General features: G+C 63.2%; 13 protein-coding genes and 1 tRNA gene. 5 read left to right on the top strand and 9 right to left on the bottom strand.

All coding sequences use genetic code 11. The features are described from left to right. Positions 1 to 3: 3 nt before the first annotated feature. From NKL06_RS15330 to NKL06_RS15305, 6 genes are all read right to left on the bottom strand, one after another. A complete protein-coding gene (locus NKL06_RS15330) occupies positions 4 to 1,101 on the bottom strand; it encodes a BMP family ABC transporter substrate-binding protein (protein WP_196814159.1) in 1,098 nt (365 codons plus the stop codon). Positions 1,102 to 1,127: 26 nt separating this feature from the next. Then, positions 1,128 to 2,507, bottom strand: coding sequence for an amidohydrolase (locus NKL06_RS15325; RefSeq protein WP_023695006.1), 1,380 nt, complete (start codon positions 2,505 to 2,507; stop codon positions 1,128 to 1,130). Between the two features lies 1 nt (position 2,508). Then, entirely contained in the window at positions 2,509 to 3,168 is a 660-nt protein-coding gene (locus NKL06_RS15320) for a glutathione S-transferase family protein (RefSeq protein WP_023695005.1), read from the bottom strand. Beyond that, the gene (locus NKL06_RS15315) at positions 3,165 to 4,010 is read right to left on the bottom strand and encodes an aromatic ring-hydroxylating oxygenase subunit alpha (RefSeq protein WP_023695004.1); all 846 of its coding nucleotides are present in this window, start codon (positions 4,008 to 4,010) and stop codon (positions 3,165 to 3,167) included. The genes NKL06_RS15320 and NKL06_RS15315 overlap by 4 nt, the downstream gene beginning before the upstream one ends. Continuing rightward, positions 4,007 to 4,660 carry a Rieske 2Fe-2S domain-containing protein gene (locus NKL06_RS15310; protein WP_023808453.1) on the bottom strand — a complete coding sequence of 218 codons (654 nt, stop codon included), beginning with the start codon at positions 4,658 to 4,660 and terminating at the stop codon, positions 4,007 to 4,009. Before NKL06_RS15310 ends, NKL06_RS15315 begins: the two co-directional genes overlap by 4 nt. Before the next feature lie 158 nt (positions 4,661 to 4,818). Next, a complete protein-coding gene (locus tag NKL06_RS15305; RefSeq protein ID WP_031209248.1) occupies positions 4,819 to 5,085 on the bottom strand; it encodes an acylphosphatase in 267 nt (88 codons plus the stop codon). Positions 5,086 to 5,422: 337 nt separating this feature from the next. Here NKL06_RS15305 and NKL06_RS15300 point away from each other — a divergent pair, with 337 nt between their 5' ends. Further along, positions 5,423 to 6,610, top strand: a complete 1,188-nt coding sequence (locus tag NKL06_RS15300; RefSeq protein ID WP_023727784.1) for a helix-turn-helix domain-containing protein — start codon at positions 5,423 to 5,425, stop codon at positions 6,608 to 6,610. Positions 6,611 to 6,649: 39 nt separating this feature from the next. On the opposite strand, the gene NKL06_RS15295 is transcribed toward NKL06_RS15300, so the two are convergent. From NKL06_RS15295 to NKL06_RS15285, 3 genes are all read right to left on the bottom strand, one after another. After that, positions 6,650 to 6,726: transfer RNA gene (locus NKL06_RS15295), tRNA-Arg, on the bottom strand. A gap of 162 nt (positions 6,727 to 6,888) precedes the next feature. Next, positions 6,889 to 7,797, bottom strand: coding sequence for a DUF1003 domain-containing protein (locus tag NKL06_RS15290; RefSeq protein WP_023723419.1), 909 nt, complete (start codon positions 7,795 to 7,797; stop codon positions 6,889 to 6,891). 418 nt (positions 7,798 to 8,215) lie between these two features. Then, on the bottom strand, positions 8,216 to 9,184 hold the full coding sequence (locus tag NKL06_RS15285) for a D-alanyl-D-alanine carboxypeptidase family protein (RefSeq protein ID WP_023693070.1): 969 nt from the start codon (positions 9,182 to 9,184) through the stop codon (positions 8,216 to 8,218). 266 nt (positions 9,185 to 9,450) lie between these two features. Between NKL06_RS15285 and NKL06_RS15280 the strand changes: the two genes are divergently transcribed. The 4 genes from NKL06_RS15280 (at position 9,451) to NKL06_RS15265 (ending at position 13,938) form a co-directional block, all read left to right on the top strand. Continuing rightward, on the top strand, positions 9,451 to 11,262 hold the full coding sequence (locus NKL06_RS15280) for a methyl-accepting chemotaxis protein (protein ID WP_023693072.1): 1,812 nt from the start codon (positions 9,451 to 9,453) through the stop codon (positions 11,260 to 11,262). A 236-nt stretch (positions 11,263 to 11,498) separates the two neighbouring features. After that, entirely contained in the window at positions 11,499 to 12,590 is a 1,092-nt protein-coding gene (locus tag NKL06_RS15275; protein ID WP_023693073.1) for a hypothetical protein, read from the top strand. A 270-nt stretch (positions 12,591 to 12,860) separates the two neighbouring features. Continuing rightward, the gene (locus NKL06_RS15270) at positions 12,861 to 13,481 is read left to right on the top strand and encodes a nucleoside triphosphate hydrolase (protein ID WP_023671222.1); all 621 of its coding nucleotides are present in this window, start codon (positions 12,861 to 12,863) and stop codon (positions 13,479 to 13,481) included. Positions 13,482 to 13,566: 85 nt separating this feature from the next. After that, positions 13,567 to 13,938, top strand: a complete 372-nt coding sequence (locus NKL06_RS15265; protein ID WP_023671223.1) for a hypothetical protein — start codon at positions 13,567 to 13,569, stop codon at positions 13,936 to 13,938. The last annotated feature ends 22 nt before the right edge of the window (positions 13,939 to 13,960 follow it).

Genomic DNA, 13,960 nt, shown 5'->3' with positions numbered 1-13,960 from the left:
GACTTACTTCGGCAGTGGTGTGGTGACACCCTTGACGTGCCAGTCCATCGCGACGATCTCGGGATCCGCTATCGTCGCACCGGCGGCGGCGGCTTCGCTGCCGTCGGCCTTGGTGATTGGACCTGTGAAGGGCGAGAAGCTGCCGTCGGCGATCTTCGCCGCCACTTCCTTGATCTTCGTCATCGTGTCGGCTGGGATATCTGAGTTCCAGTCCACGACCTCCACCACCTTTTCGGCGACGCCGAGGAAGGTGTTGGCGCCCTTGAAGGTTCCGGCCAGATGGGCATCCACGGAAGCCTTGAAGAAGGGCGACCAGTCCGTCGCGATGCAGCCGAGATATTTCTTCGGTGCATATTTCTTCATCGACGAATTGAGGTTGAACGCGTAGACGCCAGCCTCCTCGCAGGCCGAGATCACGGAGGGTGTGTCCTGCGCGTTCGAGAAGATCACGTCGCAGTTCTGTGCCATCAGCGCCTTGGCGGCTTCCTGTTCCTTGGCCGGGTCGAACCAGGAGTTCACCCAGACGACCGATACCTCGATATCGGGATTTACGGTCTGTGCGCCGAGCGTAAATGCGTTGATCGAGGTGATCAGCTCCGGAATGGCGAAGGCCGAGACGGAGCCGACCTTGCCGGTCTTGGAAAGAGCTGCGGCGGCTATGCCGAGCAGGTAAGTGCCCTGGAAATACTTCGCCGCGAAGGGCGAGAAATTCGGCGCGGTCTGGAAGCCGGAGGCATGCAGCACGGTGACCGCAGGATCGCGGCGGGCGATCTGTAGTGCACCATTCTGGTAGCCGAATGAGCCGGCGATCAGGAACTTGTTACCGTCGGCGACGGTCTTGTTCATGATCCGGTCGGCGTCCGGCCCTTCGGCGATGTTCTCGATGACGGTGATCTTCACCTTGTCGCCGTATGCGGCCTTGACCGGCTCGAGGCCGGCGGCGAGCGCATGGCCCCAGCCGACATCGCCGACCGGCGACGGGAGCACGAGCGTGATACCGAGCGGCTCGTCGGCCGCAAAGGCGGGACGGCTGCCAAGCGCGCCGGCAAGCCCTGTTGCGGCAAGGCCCTTCATCAGAGTTCTGCGGGTCAGATAGTTCAGCATGTCAGTTCCCCTGTCTTAAGTTGTTAGAATTCCACCGCGGCAAAAGCGGTTTCCGCGTCCGCAGCAAGCCGGGCCTCGTTCAGCCCGGTAAACGCACCCTTCTCCCAGACGATGCGGCCGTTGATCATGGTCATGTCGGTGGGCATGCCGATGCCGACCTTGGCGATCAGGCTCAATGGATCGTGGCGCGTGCCGACATAATCCATGCGGCGCGTGTCGATCGCGAAGAGGTCGGCGGCCATGCCGGGCGACAGTCGGCCGATGTCATTGCGGCCCAGAAGCGCGGCCCCGCCCGTTGTCGCATAGCCGAGGAAATCGACCGGCGCAGGCACGGGATGAGCGCGCGTCGAGGCCGCCAGGCATTGCAGCATGTAGGCGGAATGGATGCAGTGCATGAGGTTGGAATTGTCGTTCGAGGCAGCACCGTCGCAGCCGAGACCGACGCGCAGGCCAAAGGCGGACATGGCGGGAATATCAGTCACCTCCGCGCCCACCAGATAGACCGGCTCCGGGCAATGCGAGACACCGGTGCCGCTCGCCGCCATCAGCCGCAGTTCGTCATGCGTCAGCTCCCAGCAATGGGCATAGAAAGTGTCTCGGCCGGCAAATCCGAGGTCCTCGAGATAGTCCACCGTACGCATGCCATGGCGGGCCTCGATGATCGGGCTTTCGCCCTCGCCGACATGGGTGTGCATCCGCACCCCGCGATCACGCGCCAGCGAAACCGATTCCACGAAGGTCTCGCGGTAGCAGTTGACCGGCTGGCAGGGAGCGACCACGACCTGACGCATGCTGAAGGGACTGGTGTCGTGATAAGTGTCGATGAGGCGTGCGCAGTCGGCAATGAATTCGTCCGTGGTCTCCAGCATCTCGTCTGGAATGGTCGAGCCTTCCGATTTTGGCAGCGTGTTGCCGCCGCGGCCGGCGTGGAAACGCATGCCGAGAAGGTCGGCCGCTTCGAACTGCCGGTCGATGAGCCGTTTTCCGGCATGGAGCGGAAAATTGTACTGGTGGTCGAAGGCCGTCGTGCAACCGTGCTTTATCAACTCTGCCATCGCCGTGATCGAGGCGTGGTAGAAACAATCCTCGTTGAGCCGGGAGAAGATCGGATAGATCCGGTCGAGCCATTCGATGACCGACAGCTTCGTCCAGTCGAGGTCGGCACGGTTGCGCACAAAGCACTGAAAGAAGTGATGGTGCGTGTTGACGAGGCCGGGATAGACGAACCAGCCGTCGGCGTCCTGCACGATAGTACCGGCCGGCAACTCGCTTCTGTGCAGGCCTTGCCCGATTGCCTCGATCTGCGGGCCATTCGTCAGCACATCGACATTGCGCCGGACGCTCGGACCCCTGCCCTCGTCGGTGATGACCGCTGCGCAATTCTTCAGGAGATAGCCGGTCACCTCACGCCTCGTCCGGTATGGGTGGCGGTTCGGGCTTCAACTCGTGCAGCCGGTGGATACCGGGCATCTCGATGAAATTGTCGAGGCTGCGGAGCGCTCGCGACCAGAGCCGGATCGTGGGATACGGATCGAGGGAAACGCCACCGTCGGGCGCGAGCGCGACATAGGGAAAGCAAGCAATGTCGGCAATCGTCGGCCGGTCGGATGCGAGAAACCGATCGCCACGCATTTTTTGTTCGAAGAGGCCGGCTTCCAGCTCACGTAGTGCCGCTATGCCATTGGCCTGAAGCGCACCGATGTCACCGGGGCGCAGCAGCATCTCATGCAGGCGCGCGCCGCCGAGATTGGCGGTCAGCCTGTGCGAGAAGGAAAGCCATTGCTGGATGCGCGCCGTCTCCTTGGGGGCGCCGCTGCCGAGCCAGGCCGGTGCTGCCTTCGCGGCGAGATAGCCAAGCATGGCGGAAGACTCGGTCAGGATCAGGTCGCCGTCTTCAAGGATCGGGATGGAGCCTCCCGGATTAAGCGCCATAAGCTCGGGGCCACGATGCTCGGCGCCGGGATGGAAGTCGACCGGGCGGATTTCGAGCTTCACACCTGACAGCGTGGCCATCAGGCGCACCTTGTAGCAACTTGGGGAGAGGATGTAGTCGTAAAGCTTCATTGTGCCACCAATTGCGCGCCGTAGGTATAATTGTGGCGCTTCAGCCAGCGGCGATAGGCGACCGAGGTCAGGTCGGCGCGCGTGGGGATTTCCATGCCGGGATCGAGCGGCAGAAGACGCGGGATCTGGTTTTCGAGGATCGAGCGGTCCTGCAGGAAAATCGTCTGCTGGAAATGGATGAGGTCGGTCTGTGGCGTCTCGTCATCGAAAAGCGCCATCCATGGCCAGACGTCGCAGAGATCTTCGGCAAGCGGCTGGACGAATAGCGTAATGACATCCCATTCGCCCGGGCGCGGCGGGCAGGTCTTGTAGAGGACTGAGCAGGTCGGAGCCGGCACGCGGTACATGTATTCCGTCGTGATACCTCCGCTCGCGGATTTCGCCGCCTGCGGCTGGTAGAACTTCACCTGGGTCGCCCAGACCTCGTCCTCCTCCTCGCGGATCTCGACCTTGTAGTTTTCGACCTCGGTATGCGGCTCCGAGCCGAGGATGTCGGTATGGACGAAGGGGAAGTGTGCGATGTCGAGGAAGTTCTCGACGGCGCGGAGCGGCGAGCAGCGCACCCGCACCACGCCGACATCGACGAAGCGGCGCCCGGGCTGGTCTGCCTCGGGAATCGGGAAGACCGGTTTCTTCGGTTCGCCGAGCGACGACCAGATATGGCCATAGCGCACCGAAACCGGCAGCACGCGCCCGTTTTCGCCTGTCACTTTCGTCGCGCCATCGGCGTCGAGCGCAACCTTGATCGGCTCGTCCATCAGGGTGGTCTCGCGCCCATAGCGGTCGAGCCGGCTGAAAAGCCCGACCGGATACCATTCGTCGCGCATCGCATCGTCGATCATGGCACAGCCCCTTTCGCCTCGATCCCTTCGGCCATGCGCCGAAGGCTCTCGGCGGCTCGCGAGGCGGCGATGCGCTCGGACGCATCGCAATCGGCTGGAACAAGGACGTGGATCAGCGTCTCGCCGGCTTCCTGCGGGATAGGCAGCAGGCGGATTGCCGGCGCGCCGGGCGCCTGCCAGACGTATCCTTCAACGGTGGCCTTCGTACCGGCAGCGACCGAGAGTGCCGAACATCCGGCGCGGGCCGTCAATGAACGGAGCGGCACGTAACCCTCAAAAAGGGGTGGGTTGCCGTCAGGCTCTCCATCAGCGACCCAGATGATCCCGCCGGCCTCTTCGACCAACCGGGTCGCAACGCGAATCGTCTCCGGCGGCGTGAGGCTGGGATGGGCAGGAATGCGCAGGCACTGACCGGCCTGCGAATAGGTCCAGCCGTGATAGATGCAGGAGAGCGCCTCGCCGCGCACGAAGCCATGGGAGAGGCGCATGCCGCGATGCGGACAGCGATCCGCCGATGCCGCCAAGCGCCCCGATTGGCTTCGCCAGAGGGCAATGGGACCGGCGGGCGTCCGCGCCGGCATTACCTGTCCTGTTGGCAGATCCTGGGTAAGGGCGACCGGCACCCAGGTGTCCGTCTTGTCGGACAGCATGACCTTACTTTCCGTACTGATACTACTGTTTCCCGACCAGAGAGATGCCGGCGCAAGGAGTTGGCGAACCGCTCGATGCGGCTGACGTATGCATAATTATTTCGCAATTGCAATATTGGTTAAATTAAGTGCAAAACGGACGGTAACCACACGCAAAGCTATATGTTTTTTTGCTCGACAGGCGCGCGGTCGATCGTCTCTACCCAGACCTCAATGGGCCCAAGCGAACATCCCATCTCCATCATGTCGATCAGTTCCGGCGCACCGGCAATATCGAGTTCGATGCGATCGGTGCTTGCATGAGCGATGTGGTGCGCGAGACCGAGCTTGGCCGCATGGCGCATGATCCAGGGCACGAAGGACGCGGGTTCGAGGTGGCCGCGAATGGTCATCCGCTCATGCAAGCGGTGTTGACTTTGCTTCATCACGAACGGAAACGCGCGCCTTGGTGTCACGGTCAGCAGCATAGCGTCTGACTGAACGGGCGGAAGTGGTAATCGACGCGCCCAATAACACCGAATATCGACTGATCGCCCGTGCCTAGACCCGGGCACTCATGCATGTCGCCCAGAAGTGCCGCGGTTGTGGGACAACGACATGCATTAAACAAAGACTTTGAAGCGCGTCGCATGAATCCGTTTCAGCGCCACGCGCTTTTGGGTTATCTAAGCTAATGTAATACATCTGCCCTTCCCGAGAGATGGGTGACAGTTCATTCCGGAGACATGGGTTACACTTTCGGCCCTTTGCAAGGAGAGCAAGGTGCCTTGGAAGGAGTGTAACGTCATGGAAGAGCGGCTGAAGTTCATTGCCCGGCTGCTGGACGGCGAGAAGATGGCGGTGCTTTGCCGTGAGTTCGATATCTCGCGCAAGACCGGCTACAAGATCCTCACACGCTACAATGACAGTGGCCTTGAGGGGCTGACGGATCGATCACGCCGACCCTACCGCCACGCCAATCAGCTTCCGTTTCAAATCGAGAAGCTGATTGTGCGCCTCAAGCAAGACAAGCCGACCTGGGGTGCGCCAAAGATACGCGAACGGTTGGCCCGGCTGTATCCTGACGTTCACCGGCCTGCGATCTCGACGGTGCATGCGGTTCTCGACCGCCATGGCCTGGTCGAGCGCCGCAAGCGAAGGCGCAACAGGGCGATGGGAACACCACTTTCAAACGGCTATCGGCCCAACGATCTGTGGTGTGCCGACTACAAAGGCGAGTTCATGCTCGCCGATCGGCGCTATTGCTATCCGCTGACGATCACCGACTTCGCCAGCCGCTATCTCATCGCCTGCGAGGCGTTGTCGACTACCAAGGAAGCCTATGCCTTCACGGTGTTCGAGAGCGTTTTCAAAGAGTTCGGCCTGCCCAGCGCCATCAGGACCGACAATGGCGTTCCCTTTGCCAGCCCAAACGCGCTGTTCAATCTCAGCAAACTGTCGGTCTGGTGGCTGCGCCTGGGCATCGACATCGAGCGCATCCAGCCGGGCTGTCCGCAGCAGAACGGGCGCCATGAGCGCATGCATCTGACTCTCAAGAAGGAAACCACCAAACCGGCTGGCGCCAATTTCCTGCAGCAGCAGGCCAGGTTCGATGACTTCATCAATGAGTTCAACTCAGAACGCCCACATCAGGCGCTCGACATGGCCTGTCCAGCCGAGCGCTACACGCCGTCACCGCGCATCTATGCCGGCCTGCCGGATCTCGATTATCCGTTTCACGACAAGGCCGTCACCGTCACCACCTGCGGCCGCATCTGCTACAATCGCAAGAAGATCAACCTCAGCCTCGTCTTTGCCGGCCAGACCGTCGGCATCAAACAGGTCGAGGACCATATCTGGCTGGCTTCCTTCATGGATTATGATTTGGGCTACTTCGATGATGAGACATGCAGGCTCGAACCACTCCAAAACCCCTTCGGGCCAAAAGTGTTACCCATGTCTCCGATATAAACCGTAACCTATGTGTCCGGAATGGACCCATCGGTAAGTTGGCGCACCCGACAGGATTCGAACCTGTGACCTCTGCCTTCGGAGGGCAGCGCTCTATCCAGCTGAGCTACGGGTGCCTTCAAGGAACCTGAAAACGAACCAGCCGATAGGCCGGCCAGCCACGGCTTCTTAGCGGAAGCCGCGCCGGGCTTCAACGGGCAATTGGCGTGGCGATATTTTTGAAGCCACGTCGCGCGGCCTGGCAAGTTCGCGTCCGCCCTGCAGCCTCAGCCCGGGACTCACCCCGCCACCTCCACCTTCGCCACCCGCCTGCGCACCCTGCGCGGCGCCCGCTTCGCCTTCTTCGCGCCCGTCAGCTCATGCATCGCGTCCAGCTGCATCTGCTGCATTTCAGCCAGCCGCGTCCATTGGCGCGAGATCAGATAGTCGAGCTTTTCGTGTAAATGGCGCACTTCCAGCTCGGCTTTCAGGTTCACCCGGTAGTCGTTGAACGAGCGCAGGCGGTCCTTGGCCTCCGTCCGTCTCTGGCTCATCATGATGATCGGCGCCTGGATGGCGGCGATACAGGAGAGCAGCAGGTTGAGCAGGATGAAGGGGTAGGGGTCGAAGGCGCTGCTCACGCCCGCGATCAAATTGATGCCGATCCACACCGCAAGCACGCTGCCGAACGAGATCAGGAACCACCAGCTGCCGCCGAAAGCCGCCATGTTGTCGGAGACGCGGTCGGCGAACGAGCGGTGCTCCTCGAACTCCTCTTCCGAGTTTTCCGAAATCGTGTCCTGCCTGGCGATCGATTCGACCACCTGGCGGTCGAGCTCGGAGAATTCGCCATGCTCCTGCTGCAGCAGCTCCTCCATGTAGCGCATGCGGTAGCGGCCGAGCTCCTCGCGGCTGATGCGGGCGCCGCGCGGCAGGTCCGGATGATCGGAGCGGATGCGGTCGGCCAGGCTTGGCCTGAGGTCGTCGATGCGCACCAGGTCACGCTTGCGGAATTTGCGGCCCGATATCGCCGACGGCTTTCGCTTCGGCTTCAGGCGGCCATGCGGTTCGGAGTCCGGCACATCGGGCGCTTCCAGCGCCTCGTCGGCAACCAGCTCGGCGTCATGATCGCCGATGGGCGGCGCCTCGAAATACTCGCCGCCGCTGTCGTTTTCATTGGCGGCCTGTTCGGATGGTTTTGGGCTCATGATGCCGGCTCCTGCTGTCGCGCCCACGATACGCCAAGGCGAGGCGGCATAGCCACCGCCGCGGTGAAGATTGGGGGCTTGTGCAAGCGCTTGTGATGAATGCCTGCTGCAATTGCCTGTGGCGGCGCAGCCCCCCGGGGCCTCGCTCGCCTGCTGCTCGGCAACCAGACCGCCGAAGTGCTGTTGCGCCTGCTGCAGAGTTAAGATGAGGCAGCGATCCTTCACGACCCCCCTCTGTCCTGCCGGACATCTCCCCCTCAAGGGGGGAGATCAGATGTCGCCATGGCTTCGCCAAACACGAAAAAGAGGCGAGACGCCGAAGCTGCTAATCTCCCCACTTGAGGGGGAGATGGCCGGCAGGCCAGAGGGGGGTGCTGTCCCGCCGGCGTTTCAGAGTTCCTCCACCCAACGACGGGTTCTATTGCGGCGGTAAACCAGGCAACTGTGACCCCTGCGCCGGCAAACCAGGCGGCGGCAGGCCGGGCGACGCGGCCGGCTGATCTCCCGCAAACATCAGCCGCGTCTTCGTATCGGCCAGCGTCGGCGAAAGACTGCGCTGGATCAGCGCTTCGACATGGTCGTTGCGCTGGCGTGCGCTGTCGGCGCCCATCACCACGACGATCAGATGCCGGCCGTCGGCATTGTAGGACGTGACGATATTGTAGCCGGATGCCCTGATATAGCCGGTCTTGATGCCGTCGACGCCGCGCACCCGGCCGAGCATGTCGTTGTGGCCGCGCACCAGCCGACCGCGGAACATGAAGTCGCTTTCGGAGAAATAGTGGAACTGCTGCGGGAAGCGGGCGCGCAGCGCCATGCCGAGCGTCGCCATGTCGCGCGCCGATGTGTGCTGGCCATCGTCGGGCAGGCCCGATGCATTGCGGAAGGCGGTGCTGCTCATGCCGATCTGGCGCGCCTTCGAGGTCATCATGGCGGCGAACTGGTTCTCCGAGCCGCCGAGATATTCGCCCACCGCCACCGCCACGTCATTGGCCGACTTGACAACGATCGCCCGGATCGCCGAATCGACATCGATGCTCTCGCCGCGCTTGAAGCGCAATTTGGTCGGCGGCTGCCGGGCGGCATTCTCGGAGACCGGGATCTGCGTTTCCTTCGAGACACGGCCGGACTCCAGCGCCTCGAACAGCAGGTAGAGCGTCATCATCTTGGTCAGCGACGCCGGATAGCGTTGCGCCCTCGAACTGACCTCGAACAGCGTCTTGCCACTGCCGGCATCGATTACGATGGCGGCATATTTCTCCTGCGGCGCCGGCACCGCCAGCACGCTGTCGGGCGGCGCGGTGGTGCTGCAGCCGGCAACGAAGACGAGCAGCAGCAAGGCCGCGACGAATTTTTGTTTGAGGGAGGGGAAATGGAAGTTTGGCAAGGCAAGTCCGGCGTTGCTGAGAGGGCCGGAACCTAGCCTAACCCATTGTGTTCGTCCATTTGGTTAACGGCGGAGCTGCCGATGACGCTGCCAATCTCCCCCGCAAGGGGGGAGATCAGATGTCGCTTCGGCTTCGCCAACCATCGGCGCTGAAACGGCAACCTCGACATCCGCCCACCCGCCCCGAAATCGCCTGCTTCCTGTCCTGTTTTGCCTGCGGGGTCGCGGTGCTGCTATAGAGGCGGCAATTGCTTGGGGATTTGACAATGACCGGTGACATCGGCGCGGCTGCGCCAACTCTTATCAGGGCTTCGCTCAGCCGCACCGGCAAATGGGCCGGCAGCGTCGCTTTCATCGGCGGCGCTGCTTCCGACATCCTCAATCCGCTGGCGCCGTTCGCCGCCTATATCGCGCTGGTCGCTTCGGTTGCCGCCGCCATCATCGCCATTGCCATCGTTCTGCGGCTGGTGCTGGCCGCCAAGGCGCTGCCGGCGCTGATCTTTGCCACCAGCGCTGCCGCCGTCGCCGGCGGCGTCTATGGCCTGCAGCAGCAGACCAATTCGCAGAACGGTGTGATCGCCGGCCTGGTGCCGGCCATCGCCCAGTTGCAGCAGCAGATGGGCATCGTCTCGGCCAGGGTGGCCAGGATCGAGCAAACGGTAACCGAGACGAAGCTGGCGGTCGACCAGGTCAAGCAATCGACCGACGCGGTGGCGAAGAAGACCGAGGAAATTGCGTCGACCCAGCAGCAGCAGGCTGAGCAGGGCGCGCAGACGCAAAAGTCGGTAGAGGCGGTCAAGCAGACGACCGAAACGCTCGCTGCCGGCCAGCAGAAACAGGCCGAGCAGGCGGATAAGCTTCAGGCGACCACCGAGCAGATCGCCGCCTCGATCGACACCATCGCCAAGGGCTTTGCCGCATTGGCCGCGCAGGGCGGGACGATCGCCGGGCCGAAGCGGCCGGACGAATTCTATCACAATGCCCGCGTCTACGAGCTTTCCGGCGACATGCTGAATGCGCGGCGCTCCTATCTCGCTTTCGCCGGTTTCGACGTCGACGCCGTCGATCCCTACACACGCTTCGCCACCCTGCTGCGCGTGCAGGACGGCAAGGCCGGCGCCCGCGAAGTGTTCGGCGCCCTGGCCGACAAGGCCAAGGCGCTGTCGATCAAGCTGGTCCATATCCTGCAGTTCGACGATGCCCAACGTCTCGACAAGCTCAACGCCTTCATCGCGGCCAATCCGGATTTCGCACCGGCCTATTACCTGCTCGCGCAGGAGTTTTCCGAGGATCGCCTCGGCGTCCAGTCGCTGTCCGACAAGCGCAGCGAGGCCGAGGCGCTGACCAGGTTCGTCTCCTATGAAAAGGAAGGCGGGCTGCTCAAATATTTCGTCGACCAGACGCAGCTCGCCGACTGGCTCGACCGCAGCCGTACCCGCCTGACGGCGCTTGGCGACGTGCTCGACCCAGCACGCTTTGCCCCGACGCTGACGCCGATGCGCTCCAATGCCGGCTGGACGATCTCCATCTCGCTGCCTGAGGCCGCGACCGGCATTTCCTGGCGCATGGGTGTGTCAGGTCCGTTCACCGACACCGGGCTGATGGCGATGAACGACCAGCGCACCGGCAAGCCGATGCCCAATCCGAGCTTCGAATTGCCCGACAGCACCACGGCCACCACCATCGGGGTCAAATATCTCGATCTCAGGGGCCGCGAGACCGGGCCGTTCGACATAAGTTTCGATCCGGACGCGGCGCTGCAACAGGGCAACAAACAGATCCTCGACCAGTTCTGGACGTCGTGGATCGCCTTCGACGCCAGCGGCAATCACGGCCTGGTCTATTTCTCCCAGATGCTGTCATTCCGCTGCGGCATCAAGGAGGTGCGCTACAGCCTGAACGGCACGGCGCTCGACAAGGAGATCAAGCTGCCGCCTTGCGACAAGAAGGACCCCTACGCCATTCCTTATGACTACCAGCCTTACTTCAAGGTCGCCGACAACGTGACATCAATGGCGGTGCAGGTCACCTACACCGACGGCACCAAGTCGCCGGTCCGGGAGTACAAACGGCAGTAGGCGTCCACCCTCCCCCTCGTGGGGAGGGTCGATCCGCGTAGCGGATCGGGGTGGGGGTCCTTGTAGGGCGCTACCCCCGCCCCGTCGAACAATCTCCGCTTCGCGTCGAGCGCTCGCCGACCCTCCCCACATGGGGGAGGGTAAAAATCGCCCTGATGCAAAATGCCGGTCGCTGTGCTTGCGCATCCGTCGCGGAGCGGGTTTGTTCGCTGCCATCGGAATCAGCAGGTGCGCGGATGGATACGGTCACGATCAAGGCAAAGGGCATTTCGGTCACGCTCGATCTCACTGTCGGCCATATCGCCGACATGACGGTCGACAGCGATGGCCGCCAGCTGAAGCCGCTGCACCGCGCGCCCTGGATCGATGCCGGCGAGACGCTGCCGCCGGACCTGCCTGAAGGCACGGTGCGGCTGTCTGGCGATTTCCTATGCGCACCGTTTTCGGCCAGCGACATCGAGGCCGCACCGCTGCATGGCTGGCCGGCCAACAGCGCCTGGGATGTCACGGCCAGCGAAGCGACATCCGACGGCTGGCGGGCCGTCTTCCGGTTGCGCCGCACGGTGATGGGCGCGACGGTCGACAAGATCTTCACGCTCCGCAACAGTCATCCCTTCCTCTATCAGGAGCATGTCTTTTCCGGCGGTTCCGGCGCTGTCTCCGCCGCCCACCATCCGATGGCGGCGATGCGCGATGGCGGCCGGCTCGCCTTTTCGCCGAAGCGCTTTGCCGGGACACTGGGCGCACCGCTGGAGCCCGATCCGGCCCGCGGCCGCTTCAAGCTTTCCTATCCCGCCCGCTCGACCGATCTGACGCGCTTTCCAGCCACTGGCGGCGGCACGCTCGATCTCACCGACTACCGCATGGAGGATGAGCGCGAGGATTTCATCACCCTGGTCGAAGCCGATCATGGCGGTCCGGGCTGGACGGCGCTGGCGCGCCGGGCCGAACAGGATCTGGTGCTGGTGCTGAAGAACCCGGCGGAGCTGCCGGTCACCATGCTGTGGTTCAGCAATGGCGGCCGCGACTACGCGCCGTGGAGCAGCCGCCATCGCGGCGTGCTCGGCATCGAGGACGGCCGCGCCGCCATCGGCCATGCCGCATCGATCGGCGACAATTGGCTGAAGCGCGAAGGGGTCGCGACCGCTTTTACCCTCGGCGGCGAAGTCTCCTTCCGCCATGTCATCGGCACGCTGCCGCTCACGAGCGGCGAGCCGCCGCGCGATATCGGGCCAGCCTCAGGTCACATGCGTCTCACCGGAGCCGATGGTTCGACCCGCGATGTCAGGTTCGACAGCGATTTCCTGCGGATCGGCCAGCCCGGCTGATTTTCGAACGCTGGCCCTGCCCCTCACCTGCCTGCCGGCATCCTCGACACACGGCACATGGAGCTTGTCCGCCGCATCGCCGCGCCAACCAATCTGCTTGGCGCTGCGGCGGACGCATTGGGAGGAGAAGTGTTACCCATCTGTCGGCTGGACACCGGCAGGGCGACGAGGGGCAGCGCTGACGTGGCGGATGTCGTGAGATTGCCCAAATCGCGGTTTGAAATTTCCTCGAACTGCCGACAAGATGCAAAGCATAACTGGAAGCGCCCAATGTCCGAAATCGCCCACCTCGCCGCCACCATCTTCAAGCGCGCCGGCAAGGCGAAACGCTTCATCGTCGCCATTGCCGGCCCGCCCGGCGCCGGCAAGTCGACGCTCTCGGCCGGCCTGCATGATCTGTTGCCGGAGGGCGCGGCTGAAGTCGTGCCGATGGACGGCTTCCACTATGACGACATCGTGCTCGACCAGCGCGGCCTGCGGTCAAGAAAGGGCGCGCCGGAGACTTTCGACTTCGCCGGCTTCGAGACGCTGTTGAAGCGCATCCGTTCGGGCGAGCCAGACATCGCCATTCCGGTGTTCGACCGCAGCATGGAATTGTCGCGCGCCGCCGCCTCCATCGTTGCCGCCGAGACCAAGTTCATCCTGGTCGAAGGCAATTACCTCCTGCTCGACGAGGAGCCGTGGTCGCGGCTGGCGCCGCTGTTCGACTTCACCATCTTTGTCGATGTGCCGCGGGCCGAACTCGAGCGCCGCCTTCTGGTGCGCTGGCACGAGCATGGCCGCTCCGACGAAGACGCCCGCGCCTGGATCGCTTCCAACGACATGCCCAACATCGATCGCGTGCTCGGCCGTCGCAGGTCCGCCGACCTGGTTGTTGGCGATCCCGCATAGTTCGCTGGACTTCGGAACGGGAACCTTAAGACTTTCAGGTCGTTATCTCTCATCGGCAATCGTGCCGCCGTGAGGGAACCGTCAGATGGCAACCAAGGCAAAAACACCCGCCAAGAGCAAGACCGCTCAACCCAAAGCCAGGCAGGCAAAGGCCACGCAGGCCAAGGCAGGCGCCGGCCCGGCGATCGCCGAGCGGTCCAAGGACGCAAAGCCGGCTTTCGGCAAAGCGGCGCCAAAGAAGGTAGAACCGGTCGCGACGGCGAAGGTGGCGGCGAAAACCGCCAAACCCAAGAAGCCGGCAAGCCGCGGCTCGATGGCCGGCGGGGCCATGCGCACGGTCAAGGCGACCGCCAATGTCGCCGCTGGTGCGGTGGCGGCGACAGCCAGGGGCGCCGCGTCGCTCGCTGCGTCCGTCATCGGCAAGGGCGGCTCGAAAAGCAAGGCCAAGGCGAAATAGACCTGGTTGCTTCGGCCGGCCG

This window comes from Mesorhizobium sp. C268A, assembly GCF_040324475.1.
Lineage (GTDB): Bacteria > Pseudomonadota > Alphaproteobacteria > Rhizobiales > Rhizobiaceae > Mesorhizobium.
Note: the sequence above shows the minus strand (reverse complement) of the source record. Positions and strands in the feature narration are given on the sequence as shown.

Excerpts from the sequence above, each read along its gene's own strand:
- NKL06_RS15320 (WP_023695005.1), bottom strand. The coding sequence starts at position 3,168 with ATGAAGCTTTACGACTACATCCTCTCCCCAAGTTGCTACAAGGTGCGC.
- NKL06_RS15315 (WP_023695004.1), bottom strand. The coding sequence starts at position 4,010 with ATGATCGACGATGCGATGCGCGACGAATGGTATCCGGTCGGGCTTTTC.
- NKL06_RS15310 (WP_023808453.1), bottom strand. The coding sequence starts at position 4,660 with ATGCTGTCCGACAAGACGGACACCTGGGTGCCGGTCGCCCTTACCCAG.
- NKL06_RS15305 (WP_031209248.1), bottom strand. The coding sequence starts at position 5,085 with ATGAAGCAAAGTCAACACCGCTTGCATGAGCGGATGACCATTCGCGGC.
- NKL06_RS15290 (WP_023723419.1), bottom strand. The coding sequence starts at position 7,797 with ATGAGCCCAAAACCATCCGAACAGGCCGCCAATGAAAACGACAGCGGC.
- NKL06_RS15280 (WP_023693072.1), top strand. The coding sequence starts at position 9,451 with ATGACCGGTGACATCGGCGCGGCTGCGCCAACTCTTATCAGGGCTTCG.
- NKL06_RS15275 (WP_023693073.1), top strand. The coding sequence starts at position 11,499 with ATGGATACGGTCACGATCAAGGCAAAGGGCATTTCGGTCACGCTCGAT.
- NKL06_RS15270 (WP_023671222.1), top strand. The coding sequence starts at position 12,861 with ATGTCCGAAATCGCCCACCTCGCCGCCACCATCTTCAAGCGCGCCGGC.
- NKL06_RS15265 (WP_023671223.1), top strand. The coding sequence starts at position 13,567 with ATGGCAACCAAGGCAAAAACACCCGCCAAGAGCAAGACCGCTCAACCC.